General features: G+C 73.5%; 19 protein-coding genes and 1 tRNA gene. 14 read left to right on the forward strand and 6 right to left on the reverse strand.

Going from position 1 to position 24,356, the window contains the following annotated elements:
• Positions 1–112: 112 nt before the first annotated feature.
• A complete protein-coding gene (locus tag ABZ801_RS37245) occupies positions 113–1,711 on the reverse strand; it encodes an MFS transporter (protein WP_360707518.1) in 1,599 nt (532 codons plus the stop codon).
• The gene (locus tag ABZ801_RS37250; RefSeq protein ID WP_360707520.1) at positions 1,708–2,292 is read right to left on the reverse strand and encodes a helix-turn-helix domain-containing protein; all 585 of its coding nucleotides are present in this window, start codon (positions 2,290–2,292) and stop codon (positions 1,708–1,710) included. The genes ABZ801_RS37245 and ABZ801_RS37250 overlap by 4 nt, the downstream gene beginning before the upstream one ends.
• A 280-nt stretch (positions 2,293–2,572) precedes the next feature.
• Here ABZ801_RS37250 and mfd point away from each other — a divergent pair, with 280 nt between their 5' ends.
• The 6 genes from mfd (at position 2,573) to ABZ801_RS37280 (ending at position 12,896) form a co-directional block, all read left to right on the forward strand.
• Positions 2,573–6,067, forward strand: a complete 3,495-nt coding sequence (gene mfd / locus ABZ801_RS37255; RefSeq protein WP_360707523.1) for a transcription-repair coupling factor — start codon at positions 2,573–2,575, stop codon at positions 6,065–6,067.
• Between the two features lie 52 nt (positions 6,068–6,119).
• On the forward strand, positions 6,120–6,806 hold the full coding sequence (locus ABZ801_RS37260; protein WP_360707526.1) for a hypothetical protein: 687 nt from the start codon (positions 6,120–6,122) through the stop codon (positions 6,804–6,806).
• Between the two features lie 2 nt (positions 6,807–6,808).
• A complete protein-coding gene (locus ABZ801_RS37265) occupies positions 6,809–7,783 on the forward strand; it encodes a MazG family protein (RefSeq protein ID WP_360707529.1) in 975 nt (324 codons plus the stop codon).
• 82 nt (positions 7,784–7,865) lie between these two features.
• Entirely contained in the window at positions 7,866–10,235 is a 2,370-nt protein-coding gene (locus tag ABZ801_RS37270) for a penicillin-binding protein (protein WP_360707531.1), read from the forward strand.
• A gap of 63 nt (positions 10,236–10,298) precedes the next feature.
• Positions 10,299–12,155: a Na+/H+ antiporter NhaA gene (gene nhaA / locus ABZ801_RS37275; RefSeq protein WP_360707533.1), complete on the forward strand. Its 1,857-nt coding sequence runs from the start codon at positions 10,299–10,301 to the stop codon at positions 12,153–12,155.
• 210 nt (positions 12,156–12,365) lie between these two features.
• Positions 12,366–12,896, forward strand: coding sequence for an RICIN domain-containing protein (locus tag ABZ801_RS37280; protein WP_344959536.1), 531 nt, complete (start codon positions 12,366–12,368; stop codon positions 12,894–12,896).
• A gap of 81 nt (positions 12,897–12,977) precedes the next feature.
• Here the strand turns inward: ABZ801_RS37280 and ABZ801_RS37285 are convergent, their stop codons facing one another.
• The 3 genes from ABZ801_RS37285 to ABZ801_RS37295 are packed head-to-tail and all read right to left on the reverse strand — an operon-like array spanning position 12,978 to position 15,734.
• Positions 12,978–13,868, reverse strand: a complete 891-nt coding sequence (locus ABZ801_RS37285) for an ABC transporter permease (protein ID WP_344959534.1) — start codon at positions 13,866–13,868, stop codon at positions 12,978–12,980.
• Entirely contained in the window at positions 13,858–14,667 is an 810-nt protein-coding gene (locus ABZ801_RS37290; protein WP_360707537.1) for an ABC transporter ATP-binding protein, read from the reverse strand. Before ABZ801_RS37290 ends, ABZ801_RS37285 begins: the two co-directional genes overlap by 11 nt.
• Complete coding sequence (locus ABZ801_RS37295) at positions 14,664–15,734, reverse strand: ABC transporter substrate-binding protein (RefSeq protein ID WP_360707540.1); 1,071 nt, start codon at positions 15,732–15,734, stop codon at positions 14,664–14,666. The genes ABZ801_RS37290 and ABZ801_RS37295 overlap by 4 nt, the downstream gene beginning before the upstream one ends.
• Positions 15,735–15,934: 200 nt before the next feature.
• On the opposite strand from ABZ801_RS37295, the gene eno reads away from it, so the two are divergent.
• Genes eno through ABZ801_RS37315 form a run of 4 tightly spaced genes read left to right on the forward strand, consistent with a single transcriptional unit; the run spans position 15,935 to position 19,260 of the window.
• On the forward strand, positions 15,935–17,218 hold the full coding sequence (gene eno, locus ABZ801_RS37300) for a phosphopyruvate hydratase (protein WP_360707542.1): 1,284 nt from the start codon (positions 15,935–15,937) through the stop codon (positions 17,216–17,218).
• 20 nt (positions 17,219–17,238) lie between these two features.
• Positions 17,239–17,670 carry a septum formation initiator family protein gene (locus ABZ801_RS37305; protein ID WP_344959526.1) on the forward strand — a complete coding sequence of 144 codons (432 nt, stop codon included), beginning with the start codon at positions 17,239–17,241 and terminating at the stop codon, positions 17,668–17,670.
• A 58-nt stretch (positions 17,671–17,728) separates the two neighbouring features.
• Positions 17,729–18,325: a DUF501 domain-containing protein gene (locus tag ABZ801_RS37310; protein ID WP_344959524.1), complete on the forward strand. Its 597-nt coding sequence runs from the start codon at positions 17,729–17,731 to the stop codon at positions 18,323–18,325.
• Entirely contained in the window at positions 18,322–19,260 is a 939-nt protein-coding gene (locus ABZ801_RS37315; RefSeq protein ID WP_344959522.1) for a Ppx/GppA phosphatase family protein, read from the forward strand. Before ABZ801_RS37310 ends, ABZ801_RS37315 begins: the two co-directional genes overlap by 4 nt.
• Here ABZ801_RS37315 and ABZ801_RS37320 read toward each other — a convergent pair.
• Positions 19,257–20,006, reverse strand: coding sequence for a DUF2510 domain-containing protein (locus ABZ801_RS37320; RefSeq protein WP_360707547.1), 750 nt, complete (start codon positions 20,004–20,006; stop codon positions 19,257–19,259). The two genes, ABZ801_RS37315 and ABZ801_RS37320, sit on opposite strands and share 4 nt — an antisense overlap.
• A gap of 125 nt (positions 20,007–20,131) precedes the next feature.
• On the opposite strand from ABZ801_RS37320, the gene ABZ801_RS37325 reads away from it, so the two are divergent.
• From ABZ801_RS37325 to ABZ801_RS37340, 4 genes are all read left to right on the forward strand, one after another.
• Positions 20,132–20,980 (forward strand): uracil-DNA glycosylase, encoded by an 849-nt coding sequence (locus tag ABZ801_RS37325; RefSeq protein ID WP_360707550.1) that lies wholly within the window; start codon positions 20,132–20,134, stop codon positions 20,978–20,980.
• A 176-nt stretch (positions 20,981–21,156) separates the two neighbouring features.
• The gene (locus ABZ801_RS37330) at positions 21,157–22,515 is read left to right on the forward strand and encodes an NAD(P)/FAD-dependent oxidoreductase (protein WP_360707553.1); all 1,359 of its coding nucleotides are present in this window, start codon (positions 21,157–21,159) and stop codon (positions 22,513–22,515) included.
• Between the two features lie 119 nt (positions 22,516–22,634).
• Positions 22,635–23,909: a class I SAM-dependent methyltransferase gene (locus tag ABZ801_RS37335; RefSeq protein ID WP_360707556.1), complete on the forward strand. Its 1,275-nt coding sequence runs from the start codon at positions 22,635–22,637 to the stop codon at positions 23,907–23,909.
• 210 nt (positions 23,910–24,119) lie between these two features.
• A tRNA-Leu gene (locus ABZ801_RS37340) sits at positions 24,120–24,192 on the forward strand.
• The last annotated feature ends 164 nt before the right edge of the window (positions 24,193–24,356 follow it).

A 24,356-nucleotide genomic window follows, 5' to 3' on the forward strand; every position in this document is an offset into this window, starting at 1 on the left:
GTAATCGCACGACTGCGCACTGTCCGCTATTTGCGGCTTCTTGGCATGCCGCATGCGGCCAGGCGACCAACCTCGCCGGTCCTCCGGACGTCGCGGGTCGAGCGCGCCGGTGTCAGTGCTCGTGGCCGCCGGACAGGTCGAGGTCGCGCGGGGTGAGCAGCCACACCAGCGCGGCGGCGAGGAGCAGCAGGGCGCCGCCCGCCGCGCCCGCCCACTGCAGGGACGAGGTGAACGCCGCCTGCGCCCGTTCGGCCAGGCGCGCCCCGGCCTCGCCCAGGGTCGGGACGATCTCCAGCGCGCCGCCCAGCGACTCGCGCACGCCGGCGGCGGACGGCCCGGTCAGCCCGGCGTCGGCGAGGCGGTCCGGGGGCAGGCCGGCCCGGTAGACGGCGGCGGCCACGCTGCCCAGCACGGCCACGCCGAGCGTGCCGCCCAGTTCGTAGCTGGTCTCCTCGATGGCGGCGGCGCTGCCGGACCGCTCCGGCGGGGCGCCCGCCATGATCACGGCGGACGCGACGGCCAGCGCGCCCAGTCCCGCGCCGACCAGCGTCAGCGCGGCCGCGACGGTGCCGTATCCGAGCGGGCCGGGGGCGGCGGCCAGCGTCACGAACCCCAGCCCGCTGACGGCCAGGCCCCCGGCCAGCACGGTGCGCGCGCCGATCCGGGCGGCCAGGGCGGGGGCCAGCGGCGACAGCACGGCCGTGGCGACGGCGCTGGGCAGCAGCCGCAGTCCCGTCTCCAGCGGCGAGTAGCCCTGCACGAGCTGCATCCACTGCGCCAGCAGCAGCATCGCCGCGGCCACCGCGATGCTCGTGCTCAGTGCGGCCACCACCCCGGCGGAGAAGGCGGGCCCCCGGAACAGGCGCACGTCCAGGATCGGGTCGGGACGGCGCAGGCAGCGCGTCACGAACCAGCCGAGCGTGACGGCCGCGATCGCCGCGGCGACGAGCGCGCCGAGGTCGGCCGGGCCGTTCTTGCCGAGGTGCTTGATCGCGTAGACGAGGGCGACCATGCCGACGGTCGACAGCAGTGTGCCGGGCAGGTCCCACCGCCCCGTCCCCGAGCGCCCGCCGGAATGGGCCGGTGCGGCCGGACGCCGGTTGTGCGACTCGGGCAGCAGCCAGCGGCCCAGCACCAGTGCCGCCACCATGACCGGCACGTTCACCAGGAACGCCGACCGCCAGCTGAAGTGCTCCAGCAGCACGCCGCCCAGGATCGGGCCGAGCGCGGCGCCCAGGCCCGCCATCGTGGCCCACACGCCGAGCGCGGTGGCGCGCTCGCGCGGGTCGGTGAACAGGTGCCGGATCATCGACAGGGTGGACGGCATGATCAGGGCGCCGCCCACGCCCAGCACGGCCCGCACCGCGATGACCGCGCCCGGCGTCCCCGCGGCCAGCACCGCCAGCGAGGCCAGCCCGAAGACCGTGAATCCCGCCAGCAGCACCCGCCGCCGGCCCCACTGGTCGCCCAGCGCGGCGGCGGTGACCAGGAGCCCGGCCACCACCAGCGAGTAGACGTCGACGATCCACAGCAGCCCGACCGAGTCCGGCCGCAGCTCGGCCGACAGAGCGGGCAGCGCCACGTTGAGGATCGTCATGTCCATCACGACGATCAGCAGGCTCGCCGACAGCACCGCCAGCCCCGCCCAGCGGCGCGGATGCGCCGGCGGACGCGCGCGAGTCGGGTCGGCCGGCGTCGTGGTGCGGGTCATGGCCGCCCCCGCTCGTGCGCGTCGGCGCCGTACCCGGCACCCCGCAGGAAGGTGGTCAGCAGCAGGTCCTCGACGTCGCGCCGGGCCACGTCGCCGCGCCGCAGGCTTTCGCGGACGGCGACGAGCAGCCCGTACACGGCGTTGCCGATCCAGCGGACGGGCAGGTCGGCGCGCAGCAGGCCCGCCGCCTGGGCCGCGGCGTAGAGCGCCTGCTCGCGCTCCTCCAGCCGCGCGCCGCGCTCGGCCAGGTCGGGCAACTGGCCGATGAAGTGGTCGGTGAGCGCGAAGCCGTGCTCGTCGGCCTCCTGGACGAAGCCGCGCAGCAGCAGGCGCAGCGCCCGCTCGATGCGCGCGGGGTCGCCCGACGCGGCGGCGCCGTCGGCGTCGGCCTCCTCGAGATCCCGCTCCCAGCGGTCGACGGCGCGCCTGCCGAGCGCGTGCAGCAGCGTCTCCCGGCTGGCGAAGTGGCGGTGCAGGGTGGCGCGGCTGACGCCGATCGCCTCGGCGAGCTGGGCCATCGAGGCGGTCGGGTGCTCGTTGAGGTGCCGGATCGCCGCGGTGACGATCTCTTCGGAGTTCATGGCGGTGACACTCTTCTGTCTCATATGCGACAAACTTGTCTCATCCTAGACGACTCCGTCGCATTCCGGTTGATCGTCCGGCGGCCGTACGGGACGGTATGCGGGCGCGTAGGCTGGTACCGCACACCGGGGTCCAGAGGGATTCCGGGGCTTCGGGCTGCCCCGCGACGGGTCGTCCCCCGGCGGTGCTGCCGGGCGGGCGCCGGGCAAGGCGGGCGGAGGTCTTTCGAACGGCGGGGCGGGGGCCGCCCCCGCAAGGAGCACCGACGAGCGGGCGAACATGACGCTTTCTGGACTTGTTGACCTGGCCTGCGGCGACCCTCAGCTGGGCGCCGCGCTCAAGAACGCGCGCGTCGACCGGGACGTGGTCGCGCCTCCGGCCCTGTGGCCGATCCTGGCCGCCGCCCTGGCGCGCCACGGCACGGACGGGGGGGTGGTGCTGGCCGTCACCGCCACCGGACGCGAGGCCGAGGACCTGACGTCGGCGCTGACCAGCCTGCTCGACCCCGACCGGGTCGCGCACTTCCCGGCGTGGGAGACGCTGCCGCACGAGAAGCTGTCGCCGCGCTCGGACACCGTCGGGCAGCGCCTGGCCGTCCTGCGCCGCCTGACCCACCCGGGCGCCGACGACGGGGTCGGCGGGGCGCTGGACGTCGTCGTGACGCCGGTGCGGGCGGTGCTGCAGCCGATCGTGTCCGGCCTCGGCGACCTGGAGCCCGTGCGGCTGCGCTCCGGCGACGAGGCCGAGCTGGACGACGTCGTCCGCCGCCTCGTCGACGCCGGATACCACCGCGTCGACCTGGTGGAGAAGCGCGGTGAGATCGCCGTGCGCGGCGGCATCCTGGACGTGTTCCCGCCCACCGAGGAGCACCCGCTGCGCGTGGAGTTCTGGGGCGACACGGTCGAGGAGATCCGCTACTTCAAGGCCGCCGACCAGCGGTCCCTCGAGGTGGCCCAGGACGGCCTGTGGGCGCCGCCGTGCCGCGAGCTGCCGCTGACCGAGCAGGTGCGGGAACGCGCCAAGCTGCTGGCCGAGCAGCACCCGGCCCTGGAGGACATCCTCACCCGCATCGCCGACGGCGACACCGTGGAGGGCATGGAGGCGTTCTCGCCCGTCCTCGCCGACCACATGGAGCTGCTCACCGACCTGCTCCCCGAGGGCTCGCGCCTGCTGGTGTGCGAGCCGGAGCGCATCCGCAGCCGCGCCGCCGAACTGGTGCGCACCAGCCAGGAGTTCCTGGAGGCGAGCTGGGTCACGGCCGCCGCCGGGGGAGAGGCCCCCATCGACCTGGGCGCGGCCGCCTTCCGCTCACTGGAGGAGGTGCAGCAGCACACCACCGAGCTGGGGCTGAACCGCTGGACGGTCACCGCCCTCAACCCCGAGGGCGACGCGCTCAACCTCGGCGTGCACGCCGCCGAGGCGTACCGGGGCGACACCGCCCGCGTCATGGGCGACCTCAAGCGGTGGACGGGCGACAGCTGGCGCGTCGTCGTCGTCACCCCCGGCCACGGCCCGGCCGAACGCCTCGTCCAGCTCGTCGGCGAGGAGGGCCTGGGCGCCACCCTCACCGACCTGGCCGAACCCCCGGCCCCCGCCGTGGTCAGCGTCTCCACCGGCCTGCTGGAGCACGGCTTCACCTGGGACTCGATCAAGCTGGCGGTCGTCACCGAGGCCGACCTGTCCGGGCAGAAGTCGTCCACCAAGGACATGCGGCGCATGCCGTCGCGGCGGCGCGGCGGCATCGACCCGCTGCGGCTGCGCGCGGGCGACTACGTCGTCCACGAGCAGCACGGCGTCGGCCGGTACCTGGAGATGGTCAGCCGCACCGTGCAGGGCGCCACCCGCGAGTACCTGATCCTGGAGTACGCCAAGGGCGACAAGCTGTTCGTCCCCACCGACCAGCTCGACGAGCTGACCCGGTACGTGGGCGGCGAGTCGCCGTCGCTGCACCGGCTGGGCGGCGCCGACTGGCAGAAGGCCAAGTCGCGGGCGCGCAAGGCGGTCCGGCAGATCGCGGGCGAGCTGATCCGGCTGTACTCGGCGCGGATGGCCAGCCCCGGCCACGCCTTCGCGCCCGACACGCCCTGGCAGCGCGAGCTGGAGGACGCCTTCCCGTACGTGGAGACGCCCGACCAGCTCGCCGCCATCGACGAGGTCAAGGCCGACATGGAACGGCCCGTCCCGATGGACCGGCTGATCTGCGGCGACGTCGGCTACGGCAAGACCGAGATCGCGGTGCGCGCCGCGTTCAAGGCCGTGCAGGACGGCAAGCAGGTCGCGGTGCTGGTGCCGACCACCCTGCTCGTCCAGCAGCACCTGTCGACGTTCACCGAGCGGTTCGGCGCGTTCCCGGTCGTGGTCAAGGCGATCAGCCGGTTCCAGAGCAACGGGGAGGTCGAGGAGACGCTGCGCGGCCTGGCCGACGGCACGGTGGACGTCGTCGTCGGCACCCACCGCATCCTGTCGGCGCAGACCCGGTTCAAGAACCTCGGCCTGGTGATCATCGACGAGGAGCAGCGGTTCGGCGTCGAGCACAAGGAGGAGCTCAAGCGGCTGCGCACCCAGGTGGACGTGCTGGCCATGTCCGCCACCCCGATCCCGCGCACGCTGGAGATGGGCATCACCGGCATCCGCGAGATGTCCACCATCCTCACCCCGCCCGAGGAGCGGCACCCGGTGCTGACGTTCGTCGGCCCCTACGAGGACAAGCAGATCGCCGCCGCCATCCGCCGCGAGCTGCTGCGCGACGGCCAGGTGTTCTTCGTCCACAACCGGGTGCGGTCGATCAACCGGGTCGCCGCCAACCTGGCGCAGCTGGTCCCCGAGGCGCGCATCGCGGTCGCGCACGGCCAGATGAACGAGCACGAGCTCGAACGCGTCATGGTCGACTTCTGGGAGAAGAACTACGACGTCCTGGTGGCCACCACGATCGTGGAGTCCGGCCTGGACGTGCCCAACGCCAACACCCTGATCGTCGACCGCGCCGACATGTACGGCCTGTCGCAGCTGCACCAGCTGCGCGGCCGCGTCGGCCGGGGCCGCGAACGCGCCTACGCCTACTTCCTCTACCCGCCCGAGACGCCGCTGACCGAGACCGCGCACGAGCGCCTGGCCACCCTCGCCCAGCACACCGAGGCCGGGGCGGGCATGTACGTGGCGATGAAGGACCTGGAGATCCGCGGCGCCGGCAACATCCTGGGCGCCGAGCAGTCCGGGCACGTCGCGGGCGTCGGGTTCGACCTGTACGTGCGGATGGTCGGCGAGGCGGTGCGCGAGCTGAAGGAGGGCGGCGCCGCCGAGGAGGTCACCGAGACCAAGGTCGAGCTGCCGGTGGACGCGCACCTGCCGCACGAGTACGTCCCGGGCGAGCGGCTGCGGCTGGACGCCTACCGGCGCATCGCCGCGATCACCTCCGACGAGGAGATCGCCCAGGTGCACGAGGAGCTGCGCGACCGGTTCGGGCCGCCGCCCGAGCCGGTGCTCAACCTGCTGGCGGTGGCGCGGTTCCGGGCCCGGGCGCGCCGGGCCGGGCTGACCGAGGTGGCGTTGCAGGGCAACTACGTCAAGTTCGCGCCGGTCGAGCTGCCCGACTCCATGCAGGTACGTTTGCAGCGGCTCTATCCCAAGAGCGTGCTCAAGCCCGCCCTGCGCACCCTGCTGGTGCCCACGCCCAAGACCAAGCCGCTGGGCGGCCGTCCGCTGCGCGACCAGGAGCTGCTGAAATGGGCCACGGACCTGGTCGAGGCCCTGTTGCCGGAGCGCGCCCGGTCCTAGGCTGACCAAGATCGGACACCGCAGAGGAATTCGTACAGGAACGAGGATCTCCGTGCTCGGTACAACCGTGAGGGCGGCGAGGCTGGTCGGGGCGGCGGCGCTGGCGGCGGTGGCCGCCGGCGTGCTGGCGGGCTGTGGCGGCGCGCCGCCCAAGGCGGGCGCGGCCGCGCTGGTGGGCGAGGAGCGCATCTCCACGGCCGTCCTCGACGGCGCCGTGCGCGACTGGCAGTCGCAGTTCCGCGCCGACCCGGTCGCCAACCAGATGCGCGCCGACCCCGGCAACCCCGACCAGCAGCTGGCGGTCGAGACGCTGTCGGAGTCGGACATGCGCGGCGCGCTGAACATGCTCGTCAAGATCCGGGTCGCCGACGAGGTCGCGCGCCGCAACGGGCTGGCGATCAGCGAGGGCACCGTCGACCGCACCGTCGCCGCGCTGGACCGCCAGGGCGGCGCCCGCTCGGTCACGCTCGCCTACGGCCTGCCCGCCCGCTACACCCGCGACCTGGCCCGCTACCTGACCGTCCAGGACCAGCTCGCCACCCGGCTCGGCGCCGACCCGGCCGACCCGCGCGGCCCGCGCACCACCACCGCGCTGCAGGGCGTCGTCGACCGGTTCGTCCGCACCGCCGCCGACATGGACATCACGATCAACCCGCGGTTCGGCTCGTTCGACCCGCGGCAGGTCGCCATCCAGCCGGTGCGGCAGCGTCTGTCGGCCACCGAGTCGGGTACGGGCTGAGCATGAGCCTGACCCTGCTGGCCACCACGCACCGCGTCGCCCCCGGCCTGCTGACGTGGAAGGCGTGGGAGACGCTGCGTTCGGCCGACCGCGTGCTCGCCCCCGCCGGTCATCCGCTGCTGCCCTACCTGCGGGACGCGGGCGTGCGGCCCGAGGAGGTGGCCGAACCCGACCCGGCCGCCCTGGTCGCCGCCGCCCGCGCCGCCGCGGTGGTGTGGGTGGCCGCGCCCGAGGGCGACGAGGGCCTCATGCGCGAGATCGGGCAGATCATCGTCGACGACCCGCTCGACGTCGAGGTGCTGCACGGCTCCTACGACCTGCCCGGCGCGCGGCTGCTCGACCTGGTGGCGGTGATGGACACGCTGCGCCGCGAGTGCCCGTGGGACGCCAAGCAGACCCACGCCTCGCTCGTCCCCTACCTGCTGGAGGAGGCGTACGAGGTCGCCGACACCGTCGAGGACGGCGACCTGGGCGCGCTGCGCGAGGAGCTCGGCGACGTGCTGATGCAGGTGGCGTTCCACTCGGTGGTGGCCGCCGAGCGCACCGACGACACCCGCTTCACCATCGACGACGTGGCGGGCGCGATCGTCGACAAGCTGGTGCGCCGCCACCCGCACGTGTTCGGCGACGTCACCGTGTCCGGCGCCGACGAGGTCAACGCCAACTGGGACCAGATCAAGGCCGCCGAGCGGGCCGCCAAGAACGGCGGCGAGGCGTCGGTGCTGGACGGCGTGCCCATGGGCCAGCCCGCGCTGACCCTGGCCGCGCAGCTGCAGCGCCGCGCCGACCGCGCGGGCGCCCCGCCCGAGCTGTTCGACCCGTCGGCCGAGGAGGAGAACGCCCTGGGCGCGCGCCTGTTCCACCTGGTGCGCGAGAGCCGCGCGCAGGGCCGCGATCCCGAGGCGGAGTTGCGGGCCGTGTGCCGGGTATTCCGTGATCGTGTCAGGGCATGGGAGCGGACGCGGCCGGCCACATGACCGCGGGCGGCCCCCGCCCGCGCCGCCGGACGAGATCCGTCGGGGGGTGGTGGGCCGCGATCCCCCCGTCTACTCTTGGCCCGTGCTGGGAGGGTCACGCGACGGCGCCGCCGCGAGCAGAACCGCGGCGCGGATGCGCGCCGTCCGGCACCTGGGCGGGCTCGGCGCCCTGGCGGGCGTGCTGGTCGCGCTGATGCTGCTGCCCACCGCGTGCGGCGCGGGGCTCGGCGCCCGCGACGCCGCCCGCTGGTTCCAGGAGGAGCCGGACGACCTGGACGTGTCGGACGTGCCGCAGCGGTCCCGGATCCTGGCGGCCGACGGCTCGCTGATCGCCACGTTCTTCTACCAGAACCGGGTGGACGTGCGGCTGGACCAGATCGCGCCGATCGCCCGCCGCGCCGTGCTGGCCATCGAGGACAGCCGGTTCTACGAGCACGGCGCCCTGGACTCCCAGGGCACGCTGCGGGCGCTGGCCAGCAACCTGTCGTCCGGCGAGGTCACCCAGGGCGGCTCGGGCATCACCCAGCAGTACGTCAAGAACCTGCTGATCACCCAGGCCGACACCGCCGAGGAGCAGCGTGCCGCCCAGGAGATCAGCGCCGCCCGCAAGATCCGCGAACTGCGGTACGCGGTGGCGCTGGAGAAGCGGTTCTCCAAGGACGAGATCCTGCGCCGCTACCTCAACATCGCCTACTTCGGCGACGGCGCGTACGGCATCGAGGCGGCGTCCCGGCACTACTTCGGCAAGCCCGCGGTCAGGCTGGACCTGGCCGAGGCGGCGCTGCTGGCCGGGGTGATCCGCTACCCGCACGCCTACGACCCGATCCGCCACCCGAAGGCCGCGCGCGAACGCCGCGACGTGGTGCTGCGCCGCATGGCCGAGCTGAACTGGATCGACCGGGCCGCCGCCGAGGCCGCCGCGCGCGAGCCCCTCGGCCTGCGCGTCAAGCGGACCCGCGGCGGCTGCGTGGTCAGCAAGGCCCCGTTCTTCTGCGACTACGTGCAGCGCGAGATCCTCACCAACCCGGTGTTCGGCAGGACGGCCAAGGCCCGCGAACGGCTGCTCAAGCGCGGCGGCCTGACCATCCGCACCACCCTCGACCCGCAGACGCAGCGGGCCGCGCAGCGCGCCGTCGACCGGCACGTCCCCCCGAAGAACTCCGCCCGCAAGGCCGCCGCCGAGGCGCTCGTCGAGCCCGGCACAGGCGAGATCAAGGGCATGGCCGTCGACCGCAGGCTCGGCTCGGACCGCGAGCGCGGCAAGACCTGGATCAACTTCGCCGCCGACGCCAGCCACGGCTCCAGCATCGGCATGCAGGCCGGGTCGACGTTCAAGGTGTTCACGCTGGCCGCCGCGCTCGACGAGGACATGCCGTTCGGCACCCGCCTGATGGCGCCGCGCTACTACACGCCGACCGGATACCGCGACTGCAAGGGCCGCCGCGTCGGCGACACCAAGCCGCTGCGCAACGCCGCCGACGGCGAGGGCGGCCGTGAGTTCAGCCTGGTCACCGGCACCCACCACTCGGTCAACACCTTCTTTCTGGCGCTGCAGCGCCGGGTCGGGCTGTGCGACACGGTGAAGATGGCCGAGAAGCTCGGCATGCGGCAGGCCAACGGCAAGCCGCTGGAGCAGTACCCCTCGTTCACCCTCGGCTTCAACCCGGTGTCGCCGGTGCGGCTGGCCGCGGCCTACGCCGCGTTCGGGGCCCGCGGCCGCTACTGCCGGCCGATCGCCATCAAGAAGATCACCGATGGGCAGGGCCGGGAGCTGAGGGTGCCGCGCGCCCACTGCGAGCAGGTGCTGGACGAGGGCGTCGCCGACGCGGTCAACCACGTGCTGCGCGGCGTGCTGACCAAGGGCACCGCGCGCGGGCAGGGCATCGGCCGTCCCGCCGCGGGCAAGACCGGCACCGTCGACAACTTCTCCGCCGCCTGGTTCGCCGGGTACACGCCCGACCTGGCCGCGGCGGTGTGGGTGGGCGACCCGCGCGGCGGCTACAAGCACCCGATGACGAACCTGTGCATGGACGGCCGCTGCTTCGGCGCGGTGTACGGGGCGACGCTCCCCGCGCCGATCTGGCGCGACACCATGGCCGGCGCGCTGGCCGGACGTCCCGCCACCCCGTTCGAGCGGCCCCCGGCCCACTACTTCAGCCGCGGCAGCGGCGAGATCGACCGGGCCCCCGACGTGCGGGGCATGTCGCTGGGCGCGGCGTTCTCCCGGCTCCGCGAGGCCGGCTTCCGGGCGCGCATGGGGTCGTTCGTCCGGTCCGACCGGTACCCGGCGGGGACGGTGGCGAGCATGTCGACCGCCTCCGACGGCACCATCATCCTGCACATCAGCCGCGGCGGCGACCGCCCGCGCCCCGAACCCACGCCGACCCCCGACCCCGAGCCGCCCCCCGGCCCCGACCGGGACGTCGCGGACCCTCCCGGAACAACCCCCTGACATGCGAGGTTGTACCGCGCGGCTGCGATGATTCGGGTCGAGACGCGGGATGAGGATTCGGATTTGAGCGAGATTTCGATCGCCGCACGCGCGGTGCCGCCGGGGCTGCGTTCGTTCCTGCGCACGGAGGTGGGCGGCACCAGCGTGCTGCTGGCCGCGACGCTCGCCGGGCTGCTGTGGGCCAACTCCCCGTTCGGGGACACCTACGAGACGTTCTGGCACACCGAGCTGGCGGCGCGGATCGGCGGCCACACCGTCGCCCTGGACCTGCGGCACGTGGTCAACGACGGGCTGATGGCGCTGTTCTTCTTCGTCATCGGCCTGGAGATCAGCCGTGAGGTCCGCATCGGCCAGCTGCGCGACCGCCGCATGATCGCCGTGCCCGCGGTGGCCGCGCTCGGCGGGATGGCGGTCCCCGCGCTGATCTACACCGCGTTCAACGCCGGCGGCCCCGGCGCCGGCGGCTGGGGCATCCCGCTGGCCAGCGACACCGCGTTCGTCCTCGGCCTGCTGGCGGTGATCGGCACCCGCTGTCCCGAGCCGCTGCGCGCCTTCCTGCTCACCCTCGCCGTGGTCGACGACATCGGCGCGATCCTGGTCGTCGCGGTCTTCTACACCGAGTCGCTGTCGATCACCGCGCTGGCCGTCGCCGTGCTGCTCACCGGGCTGATCGTCGCGGCCCGCTGGCTGCGGTTCTGGCGCGCGCCCGCCTACCTGCTGCTCGGGTTCGGAGTGTGGGCCGCGATGCTGGAGAGCGGCGTGCACCCGACCCTCGCGGGCATCCTGCTCGGCGCCCTGGTCGTGGTGTACGCGCCCAGCGGGCACAAGATGCTGCGCGCGAACGAGCTGCTGCGGGAGCTGGCGCGCGACCCGAGCCCCGAGCTGGCCATCGAGGCGAGCCGCACCGTCCAGCGCACCGTCTCGGTGAACGAGCGGCTGCAGCTGCTGCTGCACCCCTGGACCAGCTACGTCATCGTGCCGATCTTCGCGCTGGCCAACGCGGGCGTCCGCCTGGACGGCGACACCCTGCGCGCCGCCGCCACCTCGCCCGTCACCATCGGCGTGGCGGTCGGCCTGCTGGCCGGCAAGTTCGTCGGGATCGCCCTCGGCACCTGGCTGCCGCTGCGGTTCAACTGGGGTGTCCTGCCCGGCAACCTGGTGTGGGGGCAGGCGCTCGGCGGCGCGGCCGTGTCCGGCATCGGCTTCACGGTCTCGCTGTTCGTCACCGACCTGGCGTTCGCCGACGACCCGGCGCTGCAGAGCCAGGCCAAGATCGGCATCCTGGCCGGGTCGCTGCTGGCGGCCGGGTTCGGCTGGCTGGTCTTCCGCATGGCCTGGGACCGCGGCGCCGTCTGCGCGCCGCCGTCCCGGGAGGCGCAGATCCCCGTGGAGGCCGAGCCGCTGCCGCCGGTCACCGACGCCGACCACGTCCGCGGCCCGATGGACGCGCCGGTCACCCTGGTCGAGTACGGCGACTACGAGTGCCCGTACTGCGGCCGGGCCCACCCCGTCCTGGAGGAGCTGCGCGAACGCTTCGGCGACCGGCTGCGGGTCGTGTTCCGCCATTTCCCCCTGTCGGAGCTGCACCCGCGCGCGATGGCCGCCGCCCTCACCGCCGAGTCCGCCGCCGACCACGGCCGGTTCTGGGACATGCACGACACCCTGTTCCGCAACCAGCTCGCCCTGTCCGACGCCGACCTGAACTCCTACGCCGAGTCGATGGGCGTCCCGCTGTGGAGCGACGTCGAACGCCACCGCCACCGCGTCATGTCCGACATGGAGGGCGGCGAACGCAGCGGTGTGGGCGGCACCCCCACGTTCTTCATCAACGGCGAACTCTACGAAGGCCGCCATGACGCGCCCTCGATGTCCGCCGCCATCGACGCCGCGCTCAGAGAGCAGACCGGCGACCGCCACTGAGACCGGGGCCCGAGGCCCGGACGCCGCCCCGCGCGGGGACTGCGGGCCGCCGTGTGGCTGCTGTGGCTGGGCGGGCAGGTGGGGATTCGCTATCGCCGGCGCAAGAGGGTTGTGTCCAATTCCCTCTTGAACACCATCGGCGACTACATGATTACTTTAGGTAGTCCGACGTGGATCGGACGCGACATCCATCCACCTGAGAGGTGTGCCATGCGTTTCCCCCTCACGGCGCGACACGGTCTGCCGACCGCTGCCCTGCTCGCCCTCGTCGCCCCCCTGATGGCGTCCACCCCCGCCGAGGCCGCGTCCGCGGGCCGGCTGCAGGACTCCGAGCGCGGAAGAATCGTGACACTGCATGACAAGTGTCTGGACGTCCGCGGCGGCGACTCCGACGACGGCACCCCGGTCATCCAGTACCGGTGCCGCGGCACGGCCAACCAGCGGTTCCGGCTGGTGTCCACCGACCGCGGCCGCTACCAGATCCGCACCCTGCACAACAAGTGCCTGGACGTCAGCGGCGCGAGCTCCGCGGACGGCACCTCGCTCATCCAGTACCGGTGCCGGGGCACGGCCAACCAGAAGTTCTGGCTGCGGCCGGTCGGCTCCGGCCGCTACGAGATGCGCACCCTGCACGACAAGTGCCTGGACGTGCACGGCCAGAGCGCCTCGAACGGCGCCCCGGTCATCCAGTACCGGTGCCACGGCACGGCCAACCAGCGGTTCCGCTTCGAGCGCGTCTAGCGTCCGCAACGGCGCGCACCCGTCCGGCTGACCGGCCGAACCGGCGGGGCGGGGCCAGCGTGCCCCGCCCCGCGGGCCGGGTCAGTCGTTGTCCATGCCCCAGCGGGTGCGCAGGGCGCGGTCGGCGACGCCGAACAGCTGGTCGATGACGATCCCGATGATCAGAATGACGATCATGTAGGAGATCATGTCGGCGGTGTTGTTCAGCTCGCGGGCCTGCGACAGCAGCACGCCCAGCGACGTGGTGTCGCCGATGATCACCAGCAGCTCGCCCGCCATCAGGCTGCGCCAGGCGAACGCCCAGCCCTGCTTGAGCCCGGCCACGAACGACGGCAGCGAGGCGGGCAGGATCAGGTGCCGGTACAGCAGCAGCCCGCGCAGGCCGAGCACCTTGCCCGCGCGCAGCAGGATCGGCGGGGTGTAGTCGACGCCCGCGATCAGCCCGTTGGCGATGGACGGGGCCGCGCCCAGCACCACCACGAACAGGATCGCGCTCTCGCTGAGCTGGAACAGCAGGATGGCCAGCGGGAACCAGGCGATCGACGGCATCGTCTGCAGCCCGGTGATCAGCGACCCGAACGCGCGGCGCAGGATGCGGAACTGCGACACCAGCGCGCCGACCAGCACGCCGATCACGATGGACAGCGCGAACCCGACCACCGCGCGCTGCATGGTCAGCGCGACGGCCTCCCAGAACCGGCCGCTGGTGATCTGGTCCCAGAACACCGGCAGGGTGTCGGCGGGCCCGGGCAGCACCCACGGGTCCTTCCAGCCGCTCCACACCACCGCCTGCCAGAACAGCACCGCGATGACCACGGCCGTGACCATGGGCCAGGCCGCCGACCACAGCCGCGACAGCGGGCCGCGCCCGGCGCCGGCGGCCAGTTCCAGCGCGTCCAGCCCGGCGATCTGCCGCCGCAGCGCCGGGTCGTCGGCCGGGTCGGGCGCGTTCGTACGGGTCTCAACCGCCATGACGGCCGACCTCCTCGCGCAGCCGGTCGGTGATCTGGCCGGCCAGCGCCGCGACGGGGGCGGCGTCGATGCGGCGCGGGCGCTCGATCTCGACCGGGAACTCCTTCACGACCTTGCCGGGACGGCTGCTGAGCAGCACCACCCGGTCGCCGAGCCGGACGGCCTCGCGCACGTTGTGGGTGACGAACAGCACGGTCAGCCCGCGTTCGCGCCAGATCCGCTCGATCTCGTCGTGCAGCAGGTCGCGGGTCATCGCGTCCAAGGCGCCGAACGGCTCGTCCATCAGCAGCAGGGTGCCCTGGCCGCTGTCGGTCTCGTCCACCGTGAGGGCCAGGGCGCGGGCCAGCGCGACCCGCTGGCGCATGCCGCCCGACAGCTGGTGCGGGCGCTTCTTCTCGAACCCGCTCAGGTGCACCGAGGCCAGCAGCGCCGCGGCCCGCTCCCGCCGCTCGGCCCGCGGCACGCCGCGCATCTTGAGCGCCAGCTCGATGTTGGCGGTGACGTTCAGCCACGGGAACAGCGCGGGCTCCTGGAACATCAGCGCGACCCGGGCGCCGCCGATGTCGATGCTGCCCGAGGTCGGCTGCTCCAGGTCGGCGACCAGGTTGAGCAGGGTGCTCTTGCCGCAGCCGGACGCGCCGAGCAGGCACACGAACTCGCCGGGCGTCACGTCCAGGGAGACGCCGTCGAGCGCGAGCAGGGCCGCGTCACCGGTTCCGAACGCTTTGGACACGCCACTCAGCCGGACCGCCGCGGGCGCGGGGGTCCGGCTGGGGACGGCCGTGACGGCCTCTGTCATTTGTCGCTGACCTGTGCCTTTCCGCTCGCCTTGAGGACCTCGTTGAGAGGCCCGAGGTCGTAGATGCCGTCCAGGTTCACCGGCTCCAGCAGGCCGACCTCCTCGGCGTGCCGGGCGCCCTGGGTGAGGGAGGAGGCGACCGGGTCGGTGGTGAAGGTGATCTCCTTGAACGCGGAGTCGAGGATCTCCGGCTTGAGCGGCTTGCCGCTGAGCTTGGTGAGCTGCTCGTTGACGGCCTTCTTGGCGTCGTCCGGGTTGTTGTTGATCAGGTCGGTGGCCTCGACCACGCCCTGCAGCAGCTTCTTGACCTGCTCGGGGTGCTCCTTGGCGTAGTCCTGCCGGACGATCAGGTTGGTCACCACGAACTTGCCGCCGGGCCACAGCGACGCCTCGTTCAGCAGCCGCTTGCCCTTGTTCTCCAGGATCAGCCGGGACGCGAACGGCTCGGGCACCCAGGCGCCGTCGATGGAGCCCTGCGCGAAGGTCTGCAGGGTCTGCGCGTTCTCCTGCGGGACGATCTTGACGTCGCCGCTGCCGTCCTTGTTGGCGGTCAGGCCCTGGCTCTTGAGGTAGTGGCGCACCGCCACGTCCTGGGTGTTGCCGAGCTGCGGCGTGGCGATCTTCTTGCCGCGCAGATCCTGGATGGACTTGATCTCCGGCTTGACCACCAGCGACGCCCCGCCGGAGGCGGCGCCCGAGATGACCTTGATGGCCTTGCCGTGCGACCTGGCCCAGGCGTTGATGGTCGGGTTCGGCCCGACGAACGTGGCGTCCACCGCGCCGGAGAACACCGCCTCGACCGCGGACGGGCCGGCGTTGAACGTGGAGGTGCGCGGCGCGGTGCCCAGGTGCTTGGCGAAGATGCCGCGCTGCACGCCGACCAGGGCGGTGGCGTGGGTGATGTTGGGGAAGTACCCCAGCCGCAGCGGCGTCGCCGCGCCGCCGGAGCCGCCGCCCTCGTCGTCGCCACAGGCGCTGAGCGTCCCGGCGCCGAGCAGCACGGCCAGGGCGGCCGCGGCGAGCCGACGGGGCAGCCCCCGGTGGGACGAACGAAGTGTGCGACGCATGTCCAAGATCCCTACTAAATAAGTGGGTTTGACCTGGACAGTAGATAAGGTAGGTAATACTTTCGTCAAGTCTCGGGCGCGGGACGGATGCGTCACACTCGGCCTTTCCCGGCCACCCCCGTGTCCGTTGGATGATGGACAGAGCGCATCGATAGGCTCAGGGGGCAAGTCGACCGCACCGTAGATCAGGGGAGATGCCCGTGTCGTCGATCGAGGCCGTCCTCGCCCGGGAGATCCTGGACTCCCGCGGCAACCCGACCGTCGAGGTCGAGGTGCTGCTCGCCGACGGGACCGAGGCGCGTGCCGCGGTGCCCAGCGGCGCGTCCACCGGCCAGTTCGAGGCCGTCGAGCTGCGCGACGGCGGTGAGCGCTACGGCGGCAAAGGCGTCCGGAACGCGGTCAGGGCCGTCAACGAGACCATCGACGAGAAGCTGGTCGGCATTCCCGCCGCCGACCAGCGGCTCATCGACCAGCTGCTGATCGACCTGGACGGCACGCCCGGCAAGTCCAAGCTGGGCGCCAACGCCATCCTCGGCGTCAGCCTGGCGGTGGCCAAGGCCGCCGCCGAGTCGGCCGGGCTGCCGCTGTTCCGCTACGTCGGCGGGCCCAACGCGCACCTGCTGCCGGTGCCGATGATGAACATCCTCAACGGCGGCGCGCACGCCGACACCAACGTCGACGTGCAGGAGTTCATGATCGCGCCGATCGGCGCGGGCACCTTCGCCGAGGCGCTGCGCTGGGGCGCCGAGACCTACCACGCCCTCAAGGCCGTGCTCAAGGGCCGCGGCCTGGCCACCGGCCTGGGCGACGAGGGCGGCTTCGCCCCCGACCTGCCCAGCAACCGCGAGGCGCTGGACCTGATCATGGAGGCGATCGGCCGGGCCGGGTTCACCCCGGGCCGCGACATCGCGCTGGCCCTGGACGTGGCCGCCACCGAGTTCCACGCCGACGGCGTCTACGCCTTCGAGGGCGGCAAGCGCTCGGCCGACGAGATGGCCGCCTACTACGGCGAGCTGCTGGCGTCCTACCCGCTGGTGTCCATCGAGGACCCGCTCGGCGAGGAGGACTGGGACGGCTGGAAGGCCCTCACCGACGCCGTCGGCGACAAGGTGCAGCTCGTCGGCGACGACCTGTTCGTCACCAACCCCGAGCGGCTGGCCCGCGGCATCGACGGCCGCACCGCCAACGCGCTGCTGGTCAAGGTCAACCAGATCGGCACCCTCACCGAGACCCTGGACGCGGTGTCGCTCGCCCAGACCAACGGCTACCGCTGCATGATGAGCCACCGGTCCGGAGAGACCGAGGACACCACCATCGCCGACCTGGCCGTGGCGACCAACTGCGGCCAGATCAAGACCGGCGCGCCCGCCCGCAGCGACCGCGTCGCCAAGTACAACCAGCTGCTGCGCATCGAGGACCTGCTGGACGACGCCGCCCGCTACGCCGGCGCCGCCGCCTTCCCGCGGTTCTCCTGGGAGGGCTGAGCGCGGACGGGGAGGCTGCGGTGGCCCGTCGGCGGGACGACGAGGGCGGCGAGGAGCGCGCGCGCCCCGGCCGCAGGGGCGGCACGGCGCTGACCGGCCGTGCCGCCATCCTGGCGGTCGTCATGTGCGCCATCGCGCTCAGCCTCGCCTATCCGGTGCGCGAGTACGTCGCGCAGCGCCAGGAGATCGCCGAGCTCAAGCAGCAGGAGCGGGTCGCGCGCCGTGAGGTGGCCCAGCTCGAACAGCGCAAGCGGCAGCTCGGCGACAAGTCGTACATTGAGCGGGAGGCCAAGCGGCGCCTGCACTACTGCATGCCGGGGGAACGCTGCTACATCGTCCTGGACGGTGGCGGCGGCGAGCGGCAGCAGTCCAGGCCCGCCGACGCCACGCGCAAGGAGCCGTGGTACGTCACGCTCTGGCGGTCGGTCGAGGAGGCCGACCGTCCGCGCTGAGCCCCGGCGGCGGGCCGGACGGGCGGACGGGACGGGCCCCGCGGCGGGGGGAGACTCGGTGGGGGAGAAGAAGATCGACGAACGCGACCGGGCCGCGGTGGCGGCCCAGCTGCGGCGCGAGCCGCGCGGCCTGCGCCGGGTGGCCTACCGCTGCCCCTGCGGGCTGCCCGCCGTGATCGAGACGGCGCCTCGGCTGCCGGACGGCACGCCGTTCCCCACGCTGTTCTACCTGACCTGCCCGAAGGCGGCCTCGGCCATCGGCACGCTGGAGGGCGGCGGGATCATGCGGACGATGCAGGGGCGGCTGGCCGACGAGCCGGGGCTGCGCGCCGAGTACGCCGCCGCCCACGACGACTACCTGCGGCGCCGCGACGAGGCGGCGCGCGAGGAGGGCGTCGAGCCGCTGCCGCCCGGCACGCAGAGCGCGGGCGGCATGCCCGAGCGGGTCAAGTGCCTGCACGCCCTGGTCGCGCACGAGCTGGCCGTTCCGGGCGCCAACCCGTTCGGCCGCGAGGCCCTGGAGGAGCTGCCCGAGTGGTGGCGCTCCGGCCCCTGCGTGAGCTGCGCGGCGCCCGAAACGCCCCATGACAAGGCCTCCGGTACGGTTCCCGGGACGGCTCCCGAACAGGACGACATGGAAGGCAGTGATCAGTGACACGCGTCGCCGCCATCGACTGCGGGACCAACTCGGTCCGCCTGCTGATCGCCGACGTCGTGCCCGACGGGCCGTCCGGCGAGGGCACCCTGACCGACGTGGAACGCCGCATGGAGATCGTGCGCCTCGGCGAGGGCGTCGACCGCACCGGCCGCCTGGCGCCCGAGGCCCTGGCGCGCACGTTCGCGGCGATGCGCGGCTACCAGGAGCTCATCGAGCGGCACGGCGCGGGGAAGGTGCGCGTGGTGGCCACCAGCGCGACCCGCGACGCGGCCAACCGCGACGAGTTCACCGGCGGCGTCGTCGACATCTTCGGCGTGGTCCCGGAGGTGATCACCGGCGACGAGGAGGCCGAGCTGTCGTTCATCGGCGCCACCCGCGAGCTGGCGGCGCTGCGTCCCGCCCGGCCCTACCTGGTGGTCGACATCGGCGGCGGCTCCACCGAGTTCGTCCTGGGCGGCTCGGCGGTGCAGGCGGCCCGGTCGGTCGACATCGGCTGCGTCCGGATGACCGAGCGGCACCTGCGCGACGGCGACCCGCCCTCGCCCGAGCAGATCAGCGCGGCCGCCGCCGACATCGACGCCGCCCTGGACACGGTGCGCGAGACCGTCCCGGTGGACGAGGCGCGCACGCTGGTCGGGCTGGCGGGCTCGGTCACCACGGTCGCCGGCATCGCGCTCGGGCTGCCGGAGTACGACTCGTCCCGCATCCACGGGTCCCGCATCACCGCGGCGCAGGTGCACGAGGTGACCCGTGACCTGCTGCACGCCACCCGCGCCGAGCGCGCCGCGATCGGCGTCATGCACCCGGGCCGGGTCGACGTGATCGGCGCGGGCGCGCTCATCCTTGACCGGATCATGCGTGAGTACGGCTTCGGCGCCGTGGTGGTCAGCGAGCACGACATCCTCGACGGCATCGCCTGGTCCCTCGCCTAGGACCCGCCCGCCGGGCGGGGCCGGTACCGGGTGGGCCGGAGGGCGGCGAGCAGCTCGGGGATCAGCACGGCGTTCGGGTTCTGCCGGGGCACGTAGAGGACGGGCGTGCCGCCGTCGGACTGCTGGATCCACACCCGGCCGGCGTCCACCACCGCGCCGGAGATCTCCGCCCAGCTCAGCGACACGTGGGTGCCGCGCACCCCGCCCGGATGCACGGTGAGGCCCTCGGCGACGTCCACCGGGTGGCCCGCGCGCACCCGCCCGGCCAGCTCGGCCACCAGGCGCGGCTCGGCGCGGCGGCGGCACCGGTCGACCAGCCGCGTCCAGATCGCCTCGGCCTCGCGCTCGGGGAACAGCGTGGAGTCGAGCACCACCTCGACGCGCGGCCCGCCGCGGAACGGGTGCCGGCCGACCTGCAAGACCCAGACGACGGCGGAGGCGGCCCCCGGGTCGGCGGCGGGCATGCCGGTCGTCCAGTAGGCCACCCACTCCACCTGGGACCAGGCCAGCGCGTCGGCGCCATAGGAGATCACGTCGTCGTCGGCGTGCAGCGGAACGCCGCGCAGATTCACGTCCAGCGGGGCGGCGTAGGCCGCCGGGGCGGTCTGGAGGGCGCCCCGCCCGGGCTCGTAGGGGCGTGCGGACTCCGGCGGCCGGGGGTTGACGTGGCGGGTCCAGTTCTGGCCGTCCCACCAGCGCAGGCTCGCGGTGCCATAGGGGTCGGGATACCAGCCTGGTTGCGACAAGGCATGCCTCCGCGTCTGACGGCCGCGCCGGACACCGCCTCCCCGACCGGCGTGTCGCATCGTATCGACACCGGCCGCACCGGTGAGGTACCGGGGCGGCGTGCCTCGCGTGGCAGGATCGTGCCATGACCAGCCCGCACGACCCCGGCGGAGGTTCGTCCCCCCGGGCCCGGTTCGTCCCTCCCGGAACGGGGTGGCCGGAGGACCCCGCCGCCCCCGACACCCCCGTCGCGCACACCGCCGAGGAGGTCGCCGAACTGGCGGAGAAGGCGCCCGACCTGGCCGAGCTGTGCGCCCGCCAGTCGGTGTGCCGCGCCTGCGACCGGCTCGTCGAGTGGCGGGAACGCGTCGCGGTCGAGCGGCGCCGGGCGTTCGCCGGCCAGGAATACTGGGGACGGCCGGTGCCGGGATGGGGCGACCCCGAGCCACGCGTGCTGATCGTCGGCCTGGCCCCGGCCGCCCACGGCGGCAACCGCACGGGGCGGATCTTCACCGGCGACCGGTCCGGCGACTGGCTGTTCGCGTCCCTGCACCGCGTCGGCCTGGCCGCGCGGCCCACCAGCGTCCACGCGGGCGACGGGCAGCGGCTGCTGGGCGCGCGGGTGGCCGCCACCGTGCGCTGCGCCCCGCCCGACAACAAGCCCACGCCCGCCGAACGCGCCGCCTGCCTGCCGTGGCTGGCGCGCGAGGTCGCCGAGGCGGCGCCCACCGTCCGCTGCGTCGTCGCGCTCGGCGGGTACGCCTGGCAGGGCGTGTGGCCCGCGCTCAAGCAGGCCGGATACGGGCTGCCCCGCCCGCGTCCGCCGTTCGGGCACGGCAAGCGCGTCGAACTCGGCCCGCCGGGAGGCTCGGGACCCGCCGTGACGCTGCTCGGCTGCTACCACCCCAGCCAGCAGAACACCTTCACGGGCCGGGTCACCGAGGAGATGCTGGACGCGGTGTTCGCCGAGGCCCGGTCGCTGGCCGGGCTCTGACCTTCGGAGAACGCGCATCGGGCAGAGCCGCCCCCGTTGGACCCTGCCCGATGCCGCGAGACCGCCGTTGCGGCGACACATCCATATAGATGCTGGATTGAGGCCTGAGGTTCGGCATGTCATGAGTGCTGGCCCGTATCGCGTGATCTGAACAGATCCGTGGGTACCGCTGCCGTATGTCTGCTGTGTCTATCCCGGACGGTGCCAAGCGGATCGTCATCGTCGGCGGCGGCTACGTCGGCATGTACACCGCGCTGCGGCTGCAACGCAGGCTGCGCGCACGGCTGCGCCGGCACGAGATCGTCATCACGGTGATCAATCCGCACTCCTACATGACCTACCAGCCGTTCCTGCCGGAGGCCGCGGCCGGGAACCTGGAGCCGCGGCACGTGGTCGCGCCGCTGCGCAAGATGCTCAGGCGGTGCCGGATCGTGATCGGCAACGTGACCGAGATCTCACACGCCCGGCGGTGCGTGTCGGTCTGCCCGGCCGGCGCGGAGACCGTCCCGAACGGCATGGTGGAGCTGCCGTACGACTACCTCGTGGTGGCCGCCGGGTCGATCTCCCGCACCCTGCCCATCCCCGGGCTGGCCGAGTGCGGCATCGGCTTCAAGACCGTCGAGGAAGCGATCTACCTGCGCAACCACGTGCTGCGCCAGCTCGACATCGCCGCGTCCGTACGCGACCCGAGGGCCCGCCAGCGGGCGCTCACCTTCGTGTTCGTCGGCGGCGGCTTCGCGGGAGTGGAGGCGCTCGGCGAGCTGGAGGACATGGCCCGCGACGCCTGCCGCTGGTACCCCAGCCTGGACCCCCGCGAGATGCGCTGGATCCTCGTCGAGGCCACCGACCGCATCCTGCCCGAGGTCGGTCCCGAGATGGGCCGCTGGACGATCGAGGCGCTGCGCCGCCGCGGCATCGAGGTCCGGCTGAAGACGCTGCTGAAGTCCGCCGAGGACCGGCACATCGTGCTCAGCGACGGCGAGGAGTTCGACGCCGGGACCCTGGTGTGGACGGCCGGCGTCAAACCGCACCCGGTCGTGCGCGACAGCGACCTGCCCGTCGACGACAAGGGCCGGCTGAAGGCCACCGCCGAGCTGACCGTCGAGGGCGTGCCGCACGTCTACACCGCGGGCGACAACGCCGCCGTCCCCGACCTGACCTCGGTGGGCGACTACACCGCGCCCAACGCCCAGCACGCGGTGCGGCAGGCCAAGCGCCTGGCCGACAACATCATCGCCGACCTGCGCGGGGCGCCGCGCAAGCCGTACATCCACAAGTACGTCGGCTCGGTGGCCGGCCTCGGCCTGCACAAGGGCGTGGCGAACGTCTACGGCATCAAGCTCAAGGGCCGCCTCGCCTGGTTCCTGCACCGGACCTACCATCTGTCTCGAATGCCGACGGTGAACCGTAAGATTCGGATCACCGGCGACTGGACGCTCGCGGCGTTCTTCCGGCGGGAGATCGTCTCGCTCGGCGCGCTGCAGGCTCCGCGCAAGGAGTTCGAACTGGCGGCCGGTCGACGGCACACCGAGTGAACGCGGGCCGCCGGACCGGCCGGGGCCGTGTCCGACCGGCGATGAGGCACCGTGGGGGGCACACTCGGTGACGCGGACGGCACCGTGAGGGGAGGCGCGCCGGGCATGCGCGGTGGATTGTGAGGAACGACGGGGTCGCCGCCAGGCTGGCACCGCTGCTGGCCCGGATCATGCTGGGGGCGGACGAGGACGGGCAGGCCGCGGACGACCTGCCGATACGGGTCCGGGCGTGGGACGGCAGCGCCATCGGGCCGGCCGGAGCGCCCACCTTCGTCATCCGGCACCGCCGGGCGCTGCGCCGCCTGCTGTGGAAACCCGGCGAGATGGGCCTGGTACGCGCCTACGTCGCCGGCGAACTGGACATCGAGGGCGACGTCTTCGCCGCGCTCGGCGCCGTGCAGCGCGTCATGCGCAGCGGTGACGAGCCCATCCGGCTCAGCAGCGACGACAAGCGCGAGATCGTGCGCACCGCCGTCACCCTCGGCGCGGTCGGCCCCGAGCCCAAGCCGCCGCCGGAGGAGTTCCCCACCGGCGGCCGCGGCGACGTGGACGGACCGCTGCGCGAGTCCGCGGCGTTCTTCGCCCGCCTGCTCGGCCCGAGCATGGCGCACGGCACCGGCCTGTGGGACGAGGCCGTCGACCTCGAGGAGGCCCAGCGGGCCGCCCTCGGCCAGGTCAGCGAGCGGCTCGGCCTGTTCCCCGGCGCGCGCGTGCTCGACCTCAACTGCGGCTGGGGCGCGCTGACCGTCCCCGCCGCCTGCGACCACGGCGCCCGCGTGGTGGCGCTGGCGCGCTCCCGCGCCCAGGTCGACCACGTCCGCGAACGAGCCGAGGAGGCGGGCGTCGCCGACCGCGTCGAGGTGGGCCTGCGCGACGCCGACCTCACCGGCGCGGGCGACGGCCCGTACGACGCCATCGTCGGCCTGGCGGGCCTGGAGACGCTCGACCGCGCCTTCCCCCGGCTGTACGAGCTGCTGGCCCCGGGCGGGCGCCTGCTGCTCCAGCAGGCGGTGCGCCGCCCCGGCCGTCACCGCATCCGCCGCACCTTCACCACCAGCTACATGTTCCCCGAGGACGGCGAACTGCGGCCGCTCGCCGAGCTGGTCGGCACGCTGGAGGAGGCGGGCCTGGAGGTGCGCGGCGTCGGCGCGCTGCGCGAGCACCACGCCCGCACGCTGCGGGCCTGGGCGGCGAACCTGCAACGCCGCTGGGACGAGTGCGCCGAACTGGCCGGACCCGGCCGCGTCCGGGTGTGGCTGCTCTACCTCGCCGCCTCCGCGCTGGCCTGCGAGAGCGGCCGCGTCGGCGTCCACGAAATATGCGCCATCCGCCGCGACCGCGACGGCCGCGCCGGCGCCACCCTGGTGGAGGGACGAGCCGTTATGAGCGGCTGAGCCGTACCTTTTCCCGGCTTCGCCGCCCCCGGCCGCAAAACCACCGTCCCCACACTCAGCCCCACGATCACCCCGCTGACCAGCCCGTTCCCGCCGACACCCGGAGGCTCCCGACCCGTTTCCGCCCGTTCCGCCCCCGCTTGATACCAAATGTCGCGCCCCTCGAATATCCCTAGCGGAGCGTTCAAAGAACCCGGGTATGATTACGCCGCCCCTGTAGCCCAATGGCAGAGGCAGGCTCCCTAAAAGAGCTTATGTGTCGGTTCGAATCCGACCGGGGGCACGAGGCGGGCGAAGTATGCTCGTCGAGCTTTGCTCGGCTTCGCCGATGGCCCGCAGTGTTTACCCAGGGGGGCGACTCCCTGGAACCCCCGTCAGGGGCGCGGCGCGGGGGCGCGGGGGCGCGGGGGGGGGGCGCCGCGCGGCGGGGGGGGGGCGGCGGCGGGG

It is taken from the genome of Actinomadura sp. NPDC047616 (assembly GCF_040642915.1).
Lineage (GTDB): Bacteria > Actinomycetota > Actinomycetes > Streptosporangiales > Streptosporangiaceae > Spirillospora > Spirillospora miaoliensis.

Excerpts from the sequence above, each read along its gene's own strand:
- ABZ801_RS37245 (WP_360707518.1), bottom strand. The coding sequence starts at position 1,711 with ATGACCCGCACCACGACGCCGGCCGACCCGACTCGCGCGCGTCCGCCG.
- ABZ801_RS37250 (WP_360707520.1), bottom strand. The coding sequence starts at position 2,292 with ATGAACTCCGAAGAGATCGTCACCGCGGCGATCCGGCACCTCAACGAG.
- mfd (WP_360707523.1), top strand. The coding sequence starts at position 2,573 with ATGACGCTTTCTGGACTTGTTGACCTGGCCTGCGGCGACCCTCAGCTG.
- ABZ801_RS37265 (WP_360707529.1), top strand. The coding sequence starts at position 6,809 with ATGAGCCTGACCCTGCTGGCCACCACGCACCGCGTCGCCCCCGGCCTG.
- ABZ801_RS37280 (WP_344959536.1), top strand. The coding sequence starts at position 12,366 with ATGCGTTTCCCCCTCACGGCGCGACACGGTCTGCCGACCGCTGCCCTG.
- ABZ801_RS37285 (WP_344959534.1), bottom strand. The coding sequence starts at position 13,868 with ATGGCGGTTGAGACCCGTACGAACGCGCCCGACCCGGCCGACGACCCG.
- ABZ801_RS37290 (WP_360707537.1), bottom strand. The coding sequence starts at position 14,667 with ATGACAGAGGCCGTCACGGCCGTCCCCAGCCGGACCCCCGCGCCCGCG.
- ABZ801_RS37295 (WP_360707540.1), bottom strand. The coding sequence starts at position 15,734 with ATGCGTCGCACACTTCGTTCGTCCCACCGGGGGCTGCCCCGTCGGCTC.
- ABZ801_RS37325 (WP_360707550.1), top strand. The coding sequence starts at position 20,132 with ATGACCAGCCCGCACGACCCCGGCGGAGGTTCGTCCCCCCGGGCCCGG.
- ABZ801_RS37330 (WP_360707553.1), top strand. The coding sequence starts at position 21,157 with ATGTCTGCTGTGTCTATCCCGGACGGTGCCAAGCGGATCGTCATCGTC.